The sequence below is a fragment of the Ulvibacter antarcticus genome (assembly GCF_003688405.1).
In the GTDB taxonomy this organism is placed as follows: Bacteria; Bacteroidota; Bacteroidia; order Flavobacteriales; family Flavobacteriaceae; genus Ulvibacter; species Ulvibacter antarcticus.
The window spans coordinates 173,931-191,919 of sequence record NZ_REFC01000013.1 but is presented as its reverse complement, the minus strand read 5'-3'; the positions used below and the strand labels follow the sequence as shown (position 1 = coordinate 191,919).

The 17,989-nt window shown below is 35.3% G+C and carries 19 protein-coding genes and 1 other RNA gene; 12 read left to right on the top strand and 8 right to left on the bottom strand.

Annotation, left to right across the window (positions count from 1 at the left end):
- Positions 1-74 precede the first annotated feature (74 nt).
- Positions 75-1,490, top strand: coding sequence for a TlpA family protein disulfide reductase (locus BXY75_RS09745; protein ID WP_121907562.1), 1,416 nt, complete (start codon positions 75-77; stop codon positions 1,488-1,490).
- Positions 1,491-1,905: 415 nt separating this feature from the next.
- Complete coding sequence (locus tag BXY75_RS09740; RefSeq protein WP_121907561.1) at positions 1,906-2,412, top strand: hypothetical protein; 507 nt, start codon at positions 1,906-1,908, stop codon at positions 2,410-2,412.
- A 45-nt stretch (positions 2,413-2,457) separates the two neighbouring features.
- Here the strand turns inward: BXY75_RS09740 and fsa are convergent, their stop codons facing one another.
- The 3 genes from fsa to ffs all read right to left on the bottom strand — a co-directional run bounded on the left by fsa (position 2,458) and on the right by ffs (position 4,240).
- Complete coding sequence (gene fsa, locus BXY75_RS09735) at positions 2,458-3,111, bottom strand: fructose-6-phosphate aldolase (protein WP_121907560.1); 654 nt, start codon at positions 3,109-3,111, stop codon at positions 2,458-2,460.
- A 112-nt stretch (positions 3,112-3,223) separates the two neighbouring features.
- The gene (locus tag BXY75_RS09730; protein ID WP_121907559.1) at positions 3,224-4,033 is read right to left on the bottom strand and encodes an SDR family oxidoreductase; all 810 of its coding nucleotides are present in this window, start codon (positions 4,031-4,033) and stop codon (positions 3,224-3,226) included.
- Positions 4,034-4,141: 108 nt separating this feature from the next.
- Positions 4,142-4,240: signal recognition particle sRNA small type (ffs, locus tag BXY75_RS09725), an RNA gene on the bottom strand.
- Positions 4,241-4,328: 88 nt separating this feature from the next.
- Here ffs and BXY75_RS09720 point away from each other — a divergent pair.
- Positions 4,329-5,384: a glutaminyl-peptide cyclotransferase gene (locus tag BXY75_RS09720; protein WP_121907558.1), complete on the top strand. Its 1,056-nt coding sequence runs from the start codon at positions 4,329-4,331 to the stop codon at positions 5,382-5,384.
- Positions 5,385-5,619: 235 nt separating this feature from the next.
- Positions 5,620-6,429: a DUF6503 family protein gene (locus BXY75_RS09715; protein WP_121907557.1), complete on the top strand. Its 810-nt coding sequence runs from the start codon at positions 5,620-5,622 to the stop codon at positions 6,427-6,429.
- Between the two features lie 56 nt (positions 6,430-6,485).
- Here BXY75_RS09715 and BXY75_RS09710 read toward each other — a convergent pair whose 3' ends face one another.
- A complete protein-coding gene (locus BXY75_RS09710; RefSeq protein ID WP_121907556.1) occupies positions 6,486-6,731 on the bottom strand; it encodes a VF530 family protein in 246 nt (81 codons plus the stop codon).
- A 450-nt stretch (positions 6,732-7,181) separates the two neighbouring features.
- On the opposite strand from BXY75_RS09710, the gene BXY75_RS09705 reads away from it, so the two are divergent.
- Positions 7,182-8,033, top strand: a complete 852-nt coding sequence (locus BXY75_RS09705; RefSeq protein ID WP_121907555.1) for a YitT family protein — start codon at positions 7,182-7,184, stop codon at positions 8,031-8,033.
- 77 nt (positions 8,034-8,110) lie between these two features.
- On the opposite strand, the gene BXY75_RS09700 is transcribed toward BXY75_RS09705, so the two are convergent.
- Positions 8,111-9,178 carry a DUF3810 domain-containing protein gene (locus tag BXY75_RS09700; protein ID WP_121907554.1) on the bottom strand — a complete coding sequence of 356 codons (1,068 nt, stop codon included), beginning with the start codon at positions 9,176-9,178 and terminating at the stop codon, positions 8,111-8,113.
- 162 nt (positions 9,179-9,340) lie between these two features.
- On the opposite strand from BXY75_RS09700, the gene BXY75_RS09695 reads away from it, so the two are divergent.
- Complete coding sequence (locus BXY75_RS09695) at positions 9,341-10,801, top strand: aminoacyl-histidine dipeptidase (RefSeq protein WP_121907553.1); 1,461 nt, start codon at positions 9,341-9,343, stop codon at positions 10,799-10,801.
- A 100-nt stretch (positions 10,802-10,901) separates the two neighbouring features.
- Complete coding sequence (gene lysM / locus BXY75_RS09690; RefSeq protein WP_121907552.1) at positions 10,902-11,399, top strand: peptidoglycan-binding protein LysM; 498 nt, start codon at positions 10,902-10,904, stop codon at positions 11,397-11,399.
- Between the two features lie 71 nt (positions 11,400-11,470).
- Here lysM and BXY75_RS09685 read toward each other — a convergent pair whose 3' ends face one another.
- The 3 genes from BXY75_RS09685 to BXY75_RS09675 are packed head-to-tail and all read right to left on the bottom strand — an operon-like array spanning position 11,471 to position 14,160.
- Complete coding sequence (locus tag BXY75_RS09685; RefSeq protein ID WP_121907551.1) at positions 11,471-12,580, bottom strand: peptidylprolyl isomerase; 1,110 nt, start codon at positions 12,578-12,580, stop codon at positions 11,471-11,473.
- Positions 12,581-12,587: 7 nt separating this feature from the next.
- Positions 12,588-13,145, bottom strand: a complete 558-nt coding sequence (gene gldI / locus BXY75_RS09680; protein ID WP_121907550.1) for a gliding motility-associated peptidyl-prolyl isomerase GldI — start codon at positions 13,143-13,145, stop codon at positions 12,588-12,590.
- Complete coding sequence (locus tag BXY75_RS09675) at positions 13,135-14,160, bottom strand: DHH family phosphoesterase (RefSeq protein WP_121907549.1); 1,026 nt, start codon at positions 14,158-14,160, stop codon at positions 13,135-13,137. Before BXY75_RS09675 ends, gldI begins: the two co-directional genes overlap by 11 nt.
- Before the next feature lie 218 nt (positions 14,161-14,378).
- On the opposite strand from BXY75_RS09675, the gene BXY75_RS09670 reads away from it, so the two are divergent.
- The 5 genes from BXY75_RS09670 (at position 14,379) to BXY75_RS09650 (ending at position 17,903) form a co-directional block, all read left to right on the top strand.
- Positions 14,379-14,948, top strand: a complete 570-nt coding sequence (locus BXY75_RS09670; RefSeq protein WP_245962952.1) for an RNA polymerase sigma factor — start codon at positions 14,379-14,381, stop codon at positions 14,946-14,948.
- Positions 14,949-14,953: 5 nt separating this feature from the next.
- Positions 14,954-15,139, top strand: coding sequence for a hypothetical protein (locus BXY75_RS09665; protein ID WP_121907548.1), 186 nt, complete (start codon positions 14,954-14,956; stop codon positions 15,137-15,139).
- Between the two features lie 22 nt (positions 15,140-15,161).
- The gene (locus tag BXY75_RS09660; RefSeq protein WP_121907547.1) at positions 15,162-15,989 is read left to right on the top strand and encodes a mechanosensitive ion channel family protein; all 828 of its coding nucleotides are present in this window, start codon (positions 15,162-15,164) and stop codon (positions 15,987-15,989) included.
- A 462-nt stretch (positions 15,990-16,451) separates the two neighbouring features.
- Positions 16,452-17,273 (top strand): GIN domain-containing protein, encoded by an 822-nt coding sequence (locus BXY75_RS09655; RefSeq protein WP_121907546.1) that lies wholly within the window; start codon positions 16,452-16,454, stop codon positions 17,271-17,273.
- 150 nt (positions 17,274-17,423) lie between these two features.
- Complete coding sequence (locus BXY75_RS09650) at positions 17,424-17,903, top strand: hypothetical protein (protein ID WP_121907545.1); 480 nt, start codon at positions 17,424-17,426, stop codon at positions 17,901-17,903.
- Positions 17,904-17,989 lie beyond the last annotated feature (86 nt).

Sequence of the window (17,989 nt, the reverse complement as noted above, 5' to 3'; positions counted from 1 at the left end):
ATCCCTTTTAACTAGGTATTAACAAGAAATAGATTACTTCTAAGCTATTTTTGTTAGACTAAAACCTTTATGTATTGATTTACAAATCACTTCTTCTCCTTTTTTTTATTGGTCTAATATCATGTAATCCGAAGAATGAATCATCAAAGGTTATGTGGATTGGAGGTGAAATCGTTAATCCGAAGTTAGACTACGTACTTCTTTTCAGAGATAATTCGATATTAGATACTGTTGCATTAGACAAGAATAACTTTTTCATGTTTAAAGTGGAGAATGCCAAGAAGAGTTTATATTCCTTTCGTCATCTTGAATATCAAATCTTTTACGGCGAACCTGGTGATAGCTTATTACTAAGAGTTAATACCATGGAGTTTGACGAATCCCTTAGCTATACTGGTAGAGGCGCCGAGAAGAATAACCTTCTAATGGAGTTGTTTTTATCGAATGAAAAGGAAAGACAAATTATTTCTAATTGGTACGATTTATCTCCCGCAGCGTATAATGATAAACTAGATTCGTTAAAAAATAATCGGAAAGAAGCTTATAATGAATTTGTTACCAATTATAAACCCAGTAAGGAATTTAAAGAAATAGCCAGTGCAAGTATAGATTATGCTAATAATTTAAACAAGGAATTGTATATCACGACCAATTTCAAAAAATTTCAAAACGACGAGAAACATTACCCAAAAGATTTCTTTAAGTATCGTGACAAGATAAATCATGGAAATAAGAGTTTACAGTCATATTATCCATATTATCGATTTATAGATAGATATGCAGATAATCTTGCTTATGAAAAGTACTTCAATACGAAATCGATCGATCGAAATTCCTTTGTACATAATTATTATAAGATAAAATTTCTTGACAGTCTAATTACCAATGATTCACTTAAAAACAATATGCTAAAATCTGTTGTAAGTGTTTTTTTGGTGCGTGGTCAGGATACGGATAAAGCCGGCGAGTTGGTGTCTACTTACAAAGAATTATGCAACAATGAAGAGTATGTATTCGAAGTCCAAAAATTGTATCAAGCAACTAACAAACTTACTGTAGGTAATAAAATTCCGAATGTCCTTGTATTGAATGCTGAAAATACAATGAAGGATCTTCATAGTATTATTAGAAAACCATCAGTCTTATATTTCTGGTCTTCTCATTCTATAAAACATTTCCAGAATATACATATCAAGGCAGCCGAGTTGAAAGCAAAATATCCAGAATACGATTTTATAGGCTTAAATACAGATACTCATTTCAAAAAATGGAGAAGCATTGTATTAAACTCAAAGTACGATTCTACGCTAGAATTTCAATTCGACGATATAGATGACGCTACAAAAAAACTTATTATAAGTTCGGCAAATAAAGCCATGATAATAGATCGCAATGGTAATATTGTATCCGGCAATACTAGCCTCTTCAATCCCGCTATCGAAACCATATTGTTAGGTCAGTTAAATAAATCAACGTCTAAATCTCAATAGTTTAAGGAGTCCTTTTAACTAATGAATCGTTTTTAATTCTTTTTCGCTTTCTTCTGAAAAGAATATTAACTCAACTAGTTGCATTCTTTTATAGCAAAAAAGCTATTGTACCCTTCTTCAGATATATTAAGGTACCATAATCGCTACTACTTCCGAAGTAAAAGTAAAAAAAACAGCTTCTAATAAAGACGACTGAACAACTCTAAATACTTGACTATCAGAAAATTCTTACACCAACATTTGAAGGAATATCCTCACACTTGACATAATTTTAATATATTTATAAAACCCAATCTACAATGAATTTGCATTACAGCTATGTTAATTTCGAGTCTGATCTTAAATAGACGGCACGAGAGAAACAAACCATATGGCCTTGCAAAAATTATCTTTCATCTTAATACTACTCTCTGTTATGACTTGTTTTAGTCAACACACAGAGACACAATTCTGTACGTTACAATCTGAAAATGAAGCTTGGTTATCTGTAATCAAAGCGATTGAAGATGTTTCTCAACAAGTTGACCTTGTAATTGATAAGGTACTGGCAGACAATCATTATTTTATCACTCATCCAGAAATTGAAGATACAAACGACAAACGCATTTTTGGAACGCTTCCCTGTACAACAGATTGCTCCATACGCTTCGGACTTATCTACGGAAAAAACAAAGGAATGGTGCTTGATCCTCAGACCTATCCTAATCTGGAGATACTCTTATTGGAATTTAATTCAGAAAACATCGAACAAATCAAAGTAAAAGAGCGGTATGACAATGATATCTATAGTTATTCATCCGGAATGCGATCTGGCATCGTTCTATACACCAATGATAAGGAGCTGAAAAAGAAAATTAGACGCTTCCTTAAAAATCAGAGTAAAGAAAAAGTTGAGACAGAAACTACGATTGCTAAAAATTAATCCAATTATAGAACTCCTAGTTCCCTGCCCTCTGACAGTTTAACACTAGTTCCCTTTTTTATAATCTTCAAGAAATTTAGCCAATCCCATGTCCGTAAGCGGATGTTTAAGTAATCCTTCAATAGACGAAAGTGGCCCAGTCATTACATCCGAACCTATTTTCGCACATTCCAATACATGCATAGTATGACGAATCGAAGCAGCCAATATTTGGGTATCGAAGCCATAGTTATCGTATATAAGTCTGATTTCTGAGATTAGATTAAGCCCATCTGTAGAAATATCGTCTAAACGACCTATAAAAGGTGAAACATAAGTGGCTCCCGCCTTTGCAGCTAGAAGCGCTTGTCCTGCAGAAAACACAAGTGTACAATTAGTACGAATTCCATGGTCACTAAAATATTTAATAGCTTTGATTCCTTCTTTGATCATAGGAATTTTCACCACGATTTGCTCATGTAATTCGGCCAACTCCTCCCCTTCCTTGATCATTCCTTTCAAATCGGTAGCAATTACTTCGGCAGACACATCTCCATCCACGATATTACAAATATCTACATAATGCTTTAAGATATTATTTCGTCCAGTAATACCTTCCTTAGCCATCAGTGATGGGTTGGTGGTAACGCCATCTAAAACCCCAAGATCCTGGGCTTCACGTATCTGATCTAAGTTTGCGGTATCAATAAAGAATTTCATAAGCTAGTTTTTCGAAGTTTATTTACGGTAAAAATACACAAGATTGACTGTGGTTAAAAAGGTAAAAGCAAAAAGTTATTATCAATTATATGTTGGCTCAAAATATGCTAAACTATTTCAATTTGTAATGATTGAGTAGCATTCGTTCGTACATTTTATCTGGAAGAATGCGCTTTAACACGATAGAAAACTTTTGAAGTGGCGCTCCCACTTTGTAGTGAATTTTAGGATTAGTTGTTTCAATAATTTTGCAAACCGCCTTCGCCATTTTTACCGGGTTCTCCCCTGCATCTACATGTTCGTTCATCATCGCCAATGTCCTTCCATAGGCATCTTTATATGGAGAATTTGCTAGAACTGGTGCATGATAGCGTCCCGCCACGATATTGGTAGCAAAATCACCAGGTGCAATATTGGTCATTTCAATACCGAATTGTCTCGTTTCCATACGAAATGCCTCAGTTGTAATTTCCAAAGCGGCCTTAGTCGCCGAGTAAATACCTCTGTAAGGCAATCCCATATATCCAGCAATTGAAGTGATATTTATGATTTTTCCACTTCCTTGCTTGCGCATATAAGGAAGTACCGATTTCATAACATGTATTGGACCATAAAAATTGGTTTCGAAGGCATTTCGAATTTCATCGGTTGGCGTTTCTTCAACGGGTCCGGTAATACCAATACCAGCATTATTTACAAGAACATCTATGTGACCTTCTAGTGCGACGATTTCTGAAATAGCCTTATCTATGGATTCTGGTTTCGTAACATCTAAAGCGACAATAGGGAAATTGAATTTCTCTTTAATTCGGTCTGGATTTCTACTGGTGCCGTATACTTTATAACCTTTGCTGGAAAGATACTCACCAATGGCTTTACCTATTCCTGAAGAACCACCCGTTATCAATACTACTTTAGACATCTATTCTTGTTAGAAAGCAAAGATGCAGTTCCCGACTTAGATATCCAAATAGAAACGTTAAAATACTTTGGTGGAGGTGATTTAAAAGAGGAAAGTTTAGGGTACAAAAAATGGCAAGCTACCTACATCACACCGCTACGACCATTTACCCTTGCTGCGTTCCCGCCCTGGGGGATTCCACAGGAGCTGGTTGTGTAGGACTTGCCGGTGCAAAGATAAGGCATTTTAGACGTTCTACAAGAATTTTTTGTTATCAATTATAATAAATATCTTTCCCAAAAATTTAGCGATCATCATGAATATTTATAAATTATTAGTAGTTACTGTTTTAGTAGCTTTTTTCGCTAGCTGCGGAAACGATTCTAAGTCCGATAATGATCTTTTTTCTGTCACCATCAAGGATCATAAGAAAGGATATACAGCTTCAGAAGTAGTTGATGTAGAAATAAACAATAAGAAAAATAAGACGATCGATTCAATTGTGTACTTTATGGATTCTGAAAGGATGGTCTCTTCGGAAGAAAACAAGGAAACGAAAATTTCACTAAAGGGTCAAAAGTTAGGGATACGAGCTGTTCGGGCGACAATCTATTCGGAAGGAGACACGTTTGAAGTCAAAAAAGATATCATAATACTATCGTCTATAAAACCTACCTTATATACGTATAAGATTCTGGAAACATATCCACACGATATTGAAGCATATACGCAGGGACTGGAATTTAAAAATGACACCTTATATGAGAGCACCGGACAATACAAAGCATCATCTTTGAGAAAAACCGATTATAAAACAGGCGCTGTGTTACAAAAGGTAACCATGGCCGATGCTTATTTCGGAGAGGGTCTTACTATTTTAAATAATAAAATTTATCAGCTTACCTGGAGAGAAAATACAGGTTTTATTTATAATTTATCTGATCTTAAAAAAACAGGAACCTTTGTTTACGGAAAGAGTAAAGAAGGCTGGGGACTTGCCAATGACGGTAAAATGATTTATAAAAGTGACGGAACCGAAAAGATCTGGACACTAAATCCCAATAATCTTTCAGAAATTGACTACATCCAATTGTACACCAATACCAGTAAAATTCCGAAGGTGAATGAGCTGGAATGGATCGATGGAAAGATCTACGCCAATATTTATGAAAAAGACGCCATCGCCATTGTCGATCCTACAAACGGAGCGGTAGAAGGCGTTATCGATCTTACAGGCCTAAAAGCTAAGGTTACTCAGCATGCCGAACTCAACGTGCTTAATGGGATTGCCTATAACGGAGAAAAAAACACCTTATACATCACCGGAAAGAACTGGGATAAGATGTTTAAGATCGAAGTGGTTGAGCAGTAGATAGATTTGAGATGTGAGACGTTAGACATAAGATTTGAGATTTGAGATTTAATTTGTTAATTCATACTTGTTTTATCTAATATCTTATGTCACACTTCTTCCTTCTTCCTTCTTCCTTCTTCCTTCTTTCTTCTTTCTTCTTTCTTCTTTCTTCTTAATATCATAAAGTATTCAAAAAAAGTTTCAGAGTGCACTTTGCTTTACTACTTTTAATCCCGCATCTAAAAACCTCATTATGAAGAGTCTTCTTTCAGTTTTATTACTATCCGTCGTTTTAATTTCTTGTAAAAACGAAAAAAAAGAATCGGAGGAAACGGTTGAAGTCATTAAAACAGTTTCAGAAACCATTCAGAAAAAAGAATATCCAAACAATATAGCTGCTGTTTTTCAAGCGCATGGTGGAATTGATACTTGGAACCATATGAACAATCTCTGTTTCGAAATGGAAGTTGATAAGGGCGAAGAAACTCATTCTGTTTCTCTAAAAAACAGAAAGGCCAAGATCGAAGCAAAGGATTGGACTATTGGTTACGATGGTAAAGATGTGTGGTTACTTAACAACAAGCCTGATGCATATAAAGGGAAAGCGCGCTTTTATCACAACCTAATGTTTTATTTCTATGCCATGCCATTTGTTTTAGGTGATGACGGAATTATCTACACTCAGTTGGAAGACACCGAGCTAAAAGGTAAATCGTATAAAGCAGTAAAAGTTGGTTATGAACACGGTATTGGTGATTCCCCGGACGATGAATATATCATTTATCTTAATCCCGAAAGCAACACGATGGAATGGCTGGGATATACTGTGACCTATGGTGATGATTCAAAAAGCAATGATTGGCATTTTATTAAATATGATAAATGGGAAGATGTAAATGGCTTGCTTTTACCTTCTGAATTGATTTGGTACAGTACTAAAGACGGAAAGCCGGATGCTAAGAAAAAAAGCAGGAAATTTTCGAAGGTTACTGCTACTGAAACTCAATTGGAGCCTTCTGTATTTGCAAAACCTAAGGATGCTGTAATTGTGCCCAAGGCCTAAGACAGTTTAATTTTTTGTCTTCTGAAGATAGTCTAATTAAGGATTGTCCTTACTATTTATTTTATAGAACGCAGATATAAAGTTTCTACTTTTTCTCTGGCCCAGGGGGTTTTCCGAAGGAATTTGAGACTTGATTTGATAGATGGATCTGTAGTAAAACAACGTATGTTGATTTTCGATCCCAAGGTCTCCCAACCGTGCTTCTCAACCAAAAACTCAAGTATATCGGCTAATTTAACTCCATGCATGGGGTTGTTTGCCTGACTCTCACGTTGTTCTTTCTCTTTCCGCTTATCATCCATAAATTTACATACTTTCGTTGCGAAGATACATTATTTGCCCAGCGATCTTATTGCAGGATTGTAAATTGTGTAGGTTTCAGAATGAAATCAGAAAAATTCGTTAAAAAAAACTTGAACATAATTATCAATCAAATAATATGTTCTAAATTTGCATCTTAATTATGACAAAAACGCGTAAAGAGAGTATTTGTAAGTTGAATTGGATAAAATCCAAAGGTTAGAACGCATAAGATATATAAATTCTGAAAAGCGTTCTACCAAAAAGTAGAACGCTTTTTTGCTTTATTAATAGTAGTTATGAAACAATATAAGTCCATCTGTAGTATTAGCAAACGTATGTGTAAGCATTTACGTAATGCTATCATATATCGCAGGGAATAACAAAATTTTAATAAATAATTTTATTAATCCCTTTGATCATTATAAATCAAAGGGATTTTTTTTTACGTTATGAAGAATATACTAACACTCAAATTGAACAAAGAACACTTACGAACCGAGTTTATAAGTTATGCTTGGGTTTTTACAGGATCTTTATTAATGGCAATATCCTATGCGTTATTCATCATTCCTCATGCCATTGTGCCTGGTGGAATTATGGGGTTAAGTATAATTGCCAATGACCTAACACCCCTAACTGTTGGGGTCGCGGCCTTATGTATCAATATTCCCTTATTATTATGGGGAACAAAGGTTTTAGGTAGAAAAGTTGGGATAAAAACAGCATTTTCGATGGTGCTTGTTTCATTCTTCATCGACTTGATCACTATTCTTACCGAAGGGAAAGCATATGTGGACGATGTCTTGGTGTCCGTGCTTTTTGGAGGGGTGATCATAGGAGTATCTGTGGCGATTGTAATGAACGCAGGTGCTACAACCGGTGGAAATGATATTTTGGTACGAATAATAGCAACTAAAGTAAAACTTCCTTTTAGTCAGTTAATTCTCATTATCGACGGAATTGTAATTCTAATCGGGATTTTCGTGTTTGAAGATTTTACTATGGCCGCCTACAGTATAATGGCAATTATCGCGATTAGTAAAACCATTGATTACTATATAAAGAAGGCAATGCAAAACAGGACCGTGCTTGTATTTTCCAATAAGAACCTTCTTATTCAAGAAGAACTACTTAAAAACCAGCAAAGTACAGATAACATCTTAAAATTGATACATCACGATGCGAATGACAAATTAATTTTGATTACTAAAAACAATACCAAACTAGCATCTTTAGAAAATCTGATCTATAAAGTCGATCCCGATGCTCATGTTTCGGTTTTAGCATCAAATAGTTTGTGATGAAATAAAAAAAGCAGCCAGTGGGCTGCTTTTTTTATTGAAATGTTGCTGAGACTATACGACCGATGTGAACTCCTTTAAAACTCTTTATCCTCAAAATGGTTCACTACCAGCGCCACCATATAGCTATAGCTCATAATCCCCTGAGATTGGTTATTTGCTTTTAAAAACTGGTCCCAGAATAATTTCGAAAAGGTTTCAAATGGATTTTGATAACTCGCCCAAAAATCCCTCATCTCTTTATAACTTGCTAGAATTCCAGGGTTAACAGTAGTAATAATCTCGTTATAAGCGTCCATATCCCTACGTGCAATTTCATTTATGCAATAACGCAGTGCAAAAATATATCCTGTATACTGAATCACAGGATCTTCATTGTTTAATGTGGCTAGCGTTGCTATAAAATTGGCTTCATTCTCGGCAGCATAACCCAATTGATGTGCTTGCTCATGACATGCCACTACCGGAAACTTATAGGTCTTAATTAGATTATTCACCTGCGCTTCTCCCGAAAAAGGATTGTAATATCCGCTGTAGCCCATATAGGTAAGTCCGAGGCTCCATCCACTTTTTTTGATGCTTTTTGGAGCATAGGCAAGACTTGGATATTCCTTTTCAAGATTTTGATAACCATTAACAGACTTGTCAAAAATCTCTTTCTGCGTATATGGAATCTCTACTTTAAGGCTATCTGCAAACCCTAACATACGGTGCATTTCATTCGATTTGGCAATAAGACGCTCTGTAGTTTTGATCAACTGTTCGTTGGTGTAATCCGTTTTTAATACGAGCGATTTATGTAGCGGTACTCTATAATAATTTAGACCCCAGAGTAAATTGAAAACAAAATATACGATCGAAAGCGTTGCTACTATATCCAGAAAAAAGTGTAGTGGTTCTTTAGTGAGCCTTCGCACATTTTTATAAAGCCATCGTATCGCAATAATTGTCATTAATAAGTAAAATACATCTCCTATTGAAAAGGGAATCCATCCAAATAGATATCGGGAAAGTTTAGATATAAACGGAAAAAAGCCCAAACTATAATAGGTTTCTACAAACTGCGGAAAATTCTTCAATATATGTAATAAAATAACCTGTAGAGGTAATAGAATTGCAAGTATTAATTTGGTGTTTTTTCGCATCTGCCAAACATACAAAGAAATCTTTTACTTCATAATTTTTAAAGCAATGCTAAAACCGTAATTTTGTAGTTAATGTTTCAGGAATGTTATAATTTCTTCTGAAATGATTTTAGTATAATTTAGATTAATCTTAAAAAGATCCTTGCCTTTGCAGGGAATGTTATGAACGAAGCCATAAGAAACCTCGAACCCAAAGCACTTTGGAATAAATTTTCCGACCTAAACGCAGTACCACGTCCTTCAAAAAAAGAAGAAAGAGTTATTGCCTTTATGAAGGATTTTGGAAAAAATCTCAATTTAGAAACCATCGAAGATGAAGTTGGAAATGTAATCATCCGTAAACCAGCCAGTTCTGGCATGGAAGACCGCACTCCTATTGTTATGCAATCACATTTGGATATGGTACATCAAAAAAATAGCGATACAGTTTTCGATTTTGATACTCAGGGAATTGAGATGCATGTGGATGGTGATTGGGTACGTGCTAAAGGAACTACGCTAGGTGCCGATAATGGTCTGGGAGTGGCCACGATTATGGCGATTCTAGAAAGTGATACCATTGCACATCCTGCGATTGAGGCCTTATTTACTATCGATGAGGAAACAGGAATGACGGGTGCCATGGGCTTAAAAGGAGGAATCCTAAAAGGAAATATTCTTTTAAACCTCGATACCGAAGAAGATGATGAAATAGGTGTTGGTTGTGCAGGAGGTATTGACGTTACTGCTTTAAGAAGTTATTCTGAAGTTGACCCAATTCCAAATTCACAGGCATATACGATTCAAGTAAAAGGGCTTAATGGTGGTCACAGCGGAATGGACATTATTAAAGGTCTTGGGAATGCTAACAAAATGATGACTCGCTTACTCTATGCTGTGAATGATATGGTATCAGTTTCAGAAGTACAAGGAGGAAGTCTTCGGAATGCAATTCCCCGCGAAAGCTCGGCTGTTATCGTTATTTCTGAAGCTAATTCAAAGAAAGTACCTTCCGAATTAAACAGAATTAAAGATGCAATACTTTCAGAATATAAAACACTGGAGGAAAAATTATCTATAAGTATTGAAAAAAACAGTTCATTACCTTCAAAAGTGATGAAAAAAGAAGATCAAACTGCCATTTTAAATGCCTTATCAACCGCTCATAATGGCGTTTATCGTATGAGTCCGGCAATTGAAGATCTGGTGGAAACTTCAAATAATATTGCCAAAGTAACTATCAAGAACGGCAACGTAAAAATTGAATGCCTTTCGCGTTCATCTGTGAAGTCTTCAATTGATGATCTCGTCAATTCACTACGTTCAGGCTTCGAATTAGCGGGATTTGAAGTAAAAGCCAGCGGAGAATATCCGGGATGGGCACCAAATATGGATAGTGATATTCTTAAAGTACTAGATAGATTGTATGAAAAAATAAATGGTGAAAAAGCACATGTAGCAGCGTGCCATGCTGGATTGGAATGTGGAATTTTAGGTCAGAATTACCCTGAAATGGATATGATCTCTTTCGGACCAACAATTAAAGGAGCACACTCTCCAGATGAACGAGCGAGCATCTCGTCGGCTAAAAAATACTGGGAATTTGTGTTAGAGATCTTAAAGAACATTCCGAAGAAAAGCTAAAACCTGTTGCTATTTAACAACAAATTCGCATTCGTAAGGAAAGGAATTTATTTAGAAAATCGTAGCTTTAAAAATCATTTAAATTTAAACAAAAAACAATATGGGATTATTTTCATTTATTAAAGACGCCGGAGCAAAAGTATTCGGAATTGGAAAAACCACTGCTGAAGAAAAAGCAGAAGCAGCAGCAGATAAAGCAGCAATTGAAGCGGCTGAAAACAAGCGGGCCGTTGCCCAAATGGAGAACATGATCAATAATTTAGGCTTTAAAGTAGAAAACCTATGTATTTCTATTGATGGAGATGTTGCAACCTTATCAGGAACAGCGGCGAATCAGGAAACTCGTGAAAAAGTTATTTTAGTAGTTGGCAACTCTGCTGGAATTGCGGGAGTTGAAGACAATATGGATGTAAAAATTGAAGAACCTGTTGCTACCTTTCATACGGTTGAAAGAGGTGATACACTTAGTAAAATTGCAAAAAAAGTGTATGGCAATGCCATGAAATATCCTGTGATATTTGAAGCGAATAAACCAATGTTAACACATCCTGACAAAATTTATCCAGGACAGGTGTTACGTATTCCTGCCTTAGATTAAACTAATTTTAGCACATAAAAAAATCCCCGTCCATTAATTTGGACGGGGATTTTTAGTATAATATTAAACTGTTATTTTTTAACGATTTCAACAAGTTCAATCACAAATATCAGATCAGAGTTTGGTGGAATAATTTGTCCCGCTCCTTGCTCTCCGTAAGCCAACGCACTAGGAATAAAGATAGTTGATTTGTCACCCACTTTCATGCTTAACAAACCTTCTCTAAAGCCTGGTATAAGTTTTGCTTCCTTCCCATAATCTGCCGGCATTGGAGCGTATCCACCCTTAGCCAGTTTTTCCGGATTAAGCATTTCGTACTTCTCTTCTACAGACTGTACATTCGAATCGAAAAGTTTACCATTAGAAAGATAACCTTCATAATTGATAAGTACTTTATCTCCTTCTTTAGGTTGCTCACCACCACCATCTACATTCTTGTAGATCTGTACTCCTGAAGCTAAAGTTTCTGCATCTGCCTTCACAGCATTAAGTCCTGCGATAGTTTCTTCCCCAGTCTTAAGAGCACGGGCCTCAACTTCTTTCTTTTTATTCTCTAATGCTTCCATTTCTTCAGTAAAAGAAGCCATTTTAGCATTAGCAGTATTCAAAATATTTACTGTTTGAATAATTACCGGTTCTACTGGAGTGTCACCTGGTTTTGTAGTAGCCATAGTTCCTATTGAGTCAATAACTTCCTGTCCAACTACAATCTCTCCGAAAACAGTATGTCTTCCATTTAGCCATGGCGTTTCTTTTAGAGTAACAAAAAACTGACTCCCGTTTGTGCCAGGACCTGAATTCGCCATTGCTAAAACTCCTTTTCTGTCCATTCTCAATGTGTCATTAAACTCATCAGGAAAACGGTACCCAGGATTTCCAGAGCCATCACCTTTAGGATCTCCACCTTGAATCATAAAATCTTTAATAATTCTGTGGAATGTAAGTCCATCGTAGAATTTTTTTCCTTTGTATGCAGAGTCTACCATTGTATTTGTTCCTTCTGCAAGACTTACAAAATTCGCAACGGTAAGTGGCGTTTGTTTGTTATATAATTTTGCGACAAATGTACCTTTGTTGGTTACAAATTCTGCATAAACACCATCCTCTAAATCGGGATATTTATTCTGGCAAGACGCGAATGCCAGCGTAAGGAATAATAATAAAAATGTTAGTTTTTTCATAAATAAATTAATTTTCTTGTGTTTGTTCAATTGATTTTAAGGTTACTTTGCTTTGCACCGGAATATTGGTGCCAAGTTTGTTTACAATACCGTAATAGCCATAAGCTTTATACGATGGAAACAGGAAAGTTACAGTCTCCCCTTCTTTCATTAATTTAAGACCATCACGTAATCCGGAGATAAGATCCTGATTCGTTTGGTCTATCTTATAATTTTGTAGTCCTATTTCTTCTTCGGAAAGGATCTCGTTACCACTCAAGTCTTTAATATCGTAGGAAAATGTGATATGATCACCATAACTTGGAGAGTCTCCGTTCAAAGTATCGATCTTTGTATTATAGTAGTACCAAAATCCGCTATCTGAAGCTAAATAGTCATTTTCAGAATTAACTTTCATCATTTTTTCGATGATAGCCTTTTCCATTTCGTAGATACGCTTGTTCCGCACTGCCGACTCCTGTATAAAAGAGCCAGACTTTGATTGTACTGGTTTTCTGGCTTCAGGGCTTTTACAAGCGACAACTCCCAGACAGCATATTAGTATAACAATTAAATTACGAATCATTACGGGTAAGCGCATTTTTATAGTCTGGCAAGATACTAATAAATTCAGTAATAGTATTGTTAAGACTATGTGAACTTCTTCCTCCAGCAGCGTTTGTATGTCCGCCACCATGGTAATGAGCCCGTGAAAATTCGTTCACTGAAAAATCTCCTTTACTTCTTAATGACATTTTAATGATGCTATCTTGCTTATTTTCAATAAATATAATTGCAAATACAACACCTTCAACCGACAAAGCATAATTTACAAAACCTTCGGTATCTCCTTTCTTAAAGTTATTTGCATCAAGTTCTTCCTGACTTAAAGTGATATATGCCGTATTGTATTCTGGAAGGATATGAAGGTTTTTAAGAGCAACTCCCAATAGTCTCATTCGGTCCGGACTATTAGTATCAAAAATATTTTGATGAATTAGGGCATTATTAGCTCCTTTATCAATGAGATTTGCAATCACTCTATGCGTTTCAGCAGAGGTCGACGGAAAACGAAACGAGCCGGTATCGGTCATAATTCCTGCATATAAGTTGGTAGCTATATCGGCCGTAATTGTTTCTGTTCCATCCAGAGCAGCGATACAATGATACACCATTTCGGCGGTAGAACTCATATTGGTATCACTATAGGTAGCAACAGCAAATTCATCGGGTTGTTGATGATGATCGATCATTATAAAATCGGCTTCACTTTCCTCCAAAGGTTTCTTAAGATCCCCTACCCTTCCTAATGAATTAAAATCCAACACAAAGATCACAGTTGCTTCATTTATAACTGCAGTGGTTTTTTCTATCTCCTTCTCATAAATTAGTACAGCATCACTTCCTGGCATCCACTTTAAGAAGTCGGGAAACTCATTAGGCATTACCACACTAACATGATGTCCTAGATGCTTCAGAAAAAAATAGAGCCCCAAACTGGATCCTAGTGCATCTCCATCGGGGTTTCTATGACCTACGATCACGATCTTTTTTGAAGTCTCTAAAAGCTTCTTAATTGTTGAGGTTGTTTCAGAATTCATAGAGCGCGAAGATACAATTTTTAGGGTAATCACTAACAGAATATCAAAGAATCAAATTCGCTTAGCGAAGCCGATATAGCTTCAGAATAAGAAATACACAAGTAGCGGCCTAAACTTTAAAATCCTTCCGAAGAAAAGCTTAAAAAAGATTATTGTAAATTTAAGTGACTTATTTAAGAAGACGGTGTCTAAATTATTATAACCAATTGATCTAACCCTTGAAAACCCATGTTTCGTTCCAAAGTTTAACCGATGAGGAACTTGTACAACAAATAGTAAAAACCCGAAACACATTGATGTTCGAAGTTCTGTACGATAGATACTGTCATGTTGTTTATAACAAATGTTTTAGTTTCGTTAATAATGAAGACGAGGCAAAGGATCTCAGTCAGGACGTGTTTTTAAAGCTTTTCATTAAGTTAGATAGCTTTCAAGGGAGATCGAAGTTTTCAACCTGGTTGTATGCTTTTACTTATAATCTATGTGCAAACTATGTGACGCGATCCACTGCTAAGAAAATTGAAAAGAAATCAGTGCCTGTTGAAGAATATGATCACCTCCTGATTGAAATAGATGACTACAATTTATTTCAGATCCAAGTAAATAAATTAAAGAAAGCGCTGGAAATAATTCCTAACGAGGATAGGATGATATTACTGTTAAAGTATCAAGACGACTTATCGATTAAGGAGCTTTCATCGATTTTGGAAATTGGTGAAAGTGCAGTTAAAATGCGCTTGAAAAGAGCAAAAGCAAGAGTAGTAGAATTGTGTAATGAAAAAATGTAAGATCGATGGAAAATCCGTTTAAAAAACTGGTACATCCTCCTAAAGAGGCACCACCAGAAATGAAAAAGCATGTTATGAATGATATTTCGGCATTTAAATTATTTGTTGAATTAGGAAGTCTGTTTTCTTTCAATTATGCAAAGGCCGCTGAGGCATTTTTCAAAAAAAACGAGCATAAAAACAAAAAATAATATAACCAATTAAACAACGACCATGGAAAGAATAGACCAATGGAGGGAACTTACCTTCAATTCACTTAACGAAATGGGCATCTCAATTATGAATGCCATACCTAATATTTTAGGTGCCATTCTCATACTCATCATTGGATGGATCATTACAAAAATAATCGTTTTTCTATTAAAGAGAATCTTGCGAATCGCTAAGGCAGACAAACTTACAGAGCTTATAAATGAGAAGAATCTATTTGGTGAGACCGATTTAAAATTCAATGTCACCTCGGTGATCGTAGGCTTTGTAAAGTGGGTCCTCTTTCTTGTTTTTCTTATTGTGGCTTCCGATATTATGAACTGGGAAATCGTTTCTCTAGAAATAGGGAAACTTTTACGTTACCTTCCTAAATTATTTAGTGCTATCGCCTTATTTATGGTTGGTTTGTACATCGCCAGCTTTCTTAAAAAAGCGATTCGTGGACTCTTCGAATCTTTCGATTTAAATGGCGCAAAAATTATAAGTAGTCTGGTTTTTTATGTGATTGCGATTATAATCACGGTCACAGCTTTAAATCAGGCAGGAATCGACACCAATATCATCACTAACAATTTAACCATCATTTTAGGCGCATTTTTAGCAGCAATGGCACTCGGATTTGGAATTGGCTCTAAAGACATTATAAGTGATTTGTTAAGAACGTTCTACACTCGTAAAAACTATGAAGTAGGACAATCTATTGAATTTAATGATGTTTCCGGTACTATTGAATCTATCGACAATATTTCAATGACGCTAAAAACAGCGACAGGAAAAATTGTTATCCCTATTAAAGACGTGGTAGAGAACCAAATACGAATCATCGAATAATTTAAACTGCTAATTCATTTTAAAAAGCCCACAACTCGTTTGCAGGGCTTTTTTTATTATTAGAAACCAGTTATCATAAAAAATCACAATGTTTGTGACCAATCCAATTTTACTGTGTCATATAAATAAACAATCACGTTGAATTATGAGACAGTTAGTTTCTAAAATAAAATACACACAGAGTTATACCGAAATTTTGGAATACATCCAGTTTACGTTTCCTGAAAAATTTACATTGATGGAGGGCAACAAAAGCACTTTTCAATTTGTTTCGTAATGGGATAATGCCTACGCACTCAATTTTGAAAACCTGCTTAAAACGTCTGAAGCCATGGAGCGTTTTCTCGATATCGAAGACAGAAACTACAGCTGCATAAATTTGGCCTATACTCAAGTTTTCAATGCGATTTCGGATGAATTAAAAACTTTATAATTCTGTTTACACTACTAAATAAAAAAATCATGAAAAAAATATTTATTGTATGTTTCACCTTATTGGTGAGTATATGTTACGCACAAAAGAAACCAAAAATACAAGGAAACAAAATTGTTGTTGATGTGTATAACACCCTAGAGGATTTCGATAGTATCGAGATAAGTGATGACCTGGAGGTAACGATAACACAGACAGAAAGCAATGGTTATCACATTAAAACAGACGAAAATCTTGTGGCTATCGTGAAATTTGAAATCGTAAATGGTAGCCTAAAAATTTATACCATCAATCGAATTACATCATCTAAAAAACTTGAAATCAATCTCACCATTGATGGCGTGGACGAAATTATCTTAAGAGATGACTCTGTACTCGAGTCTATGAATAGACTTTCGTTCAAAACTCTTGATTTTACAGCTTATAACAACGCATCATACAAATTAGACATGGATGCCGATGATGCTACTTTTGTATTAAACAAGAGTACTAATGGCGAACTATTGATGAGAGGAAATAAGGCTAAAATGATTTTAAACGAAAATGCTTATCTCGACGCAGAAATGCAAATGGAGTATCTCGATGTAGAAATAAACAAACGAGCAGATATAAATCTAGCCGGTGACGTAACCAACCTTAAAATCACTGCAACGGGGTCAACAGATATAAAAGCAAAGAAGCTAAAATCTGTTTTTGCAGATCTAATTGCTTCAAATACTTCCGACATATATGTGTTTGCCAGCAAGGAATTAAAATTATACGCTCAGGGAAAAAGCTATGTATATGTATATGGAAACCCAGAGATAAAAGTGGAAGGCCTTAACGATAAATCCCAAATTATTAAAAAGTAGTAAGCATATAACACTTAAAGCTTTTTCAATAGCTACTTTTTAAAATGCTTCCCAAACGGAAGCATTTTTTTTGTGACTTCCTGAGTTTAACGTGTCCAAATAATAGAGGGATTTCAGATCATAATCCCCTTCTTTTCACTTGAAAAAATCATGGAAATTCTATTTAGCTGGAACGGCTTATTTAAAGTATTTATCGTCCTAATCGCGGTGTACTATATTGCAAAACTACTTGGTATGCTGGTGTTACGAAGCGTATCTAAACCGGGATTGTACTTCGAAATAAAACGCGATATGAATCATTTTTTATTTGCGTATAAAGTTTTTTCGGCGGTGATTATAGCACTTGGATTCTTCAAAGCAGCCCCAATTGTACAGCTATTATTGATCCTTTTTATTGGATATATTTTAATCAATTATTTAAAAAGTTACCTCATCGGATTACGACTTAAAGAAAATCCAAAATTTAAAGTCGGAGTCGAATTTAGCTGCGGAGTTTATCAAGGTTACATCGAATCAATACTGCCACAGGGTATTTATATTCGACAAGGGTATTTAAAAGTATTTCTCAATTATTCTGAAATCATTTTAAAAGGCTACAAACTTGCACATTATTCTGAATTACCTTCCTAATTCTTATCTTTTTTTCTTCGGAAACACTTGTAATACCGGATCATTTCAATTAATTAAACAATGCAGTACTCATCACTTTATACACT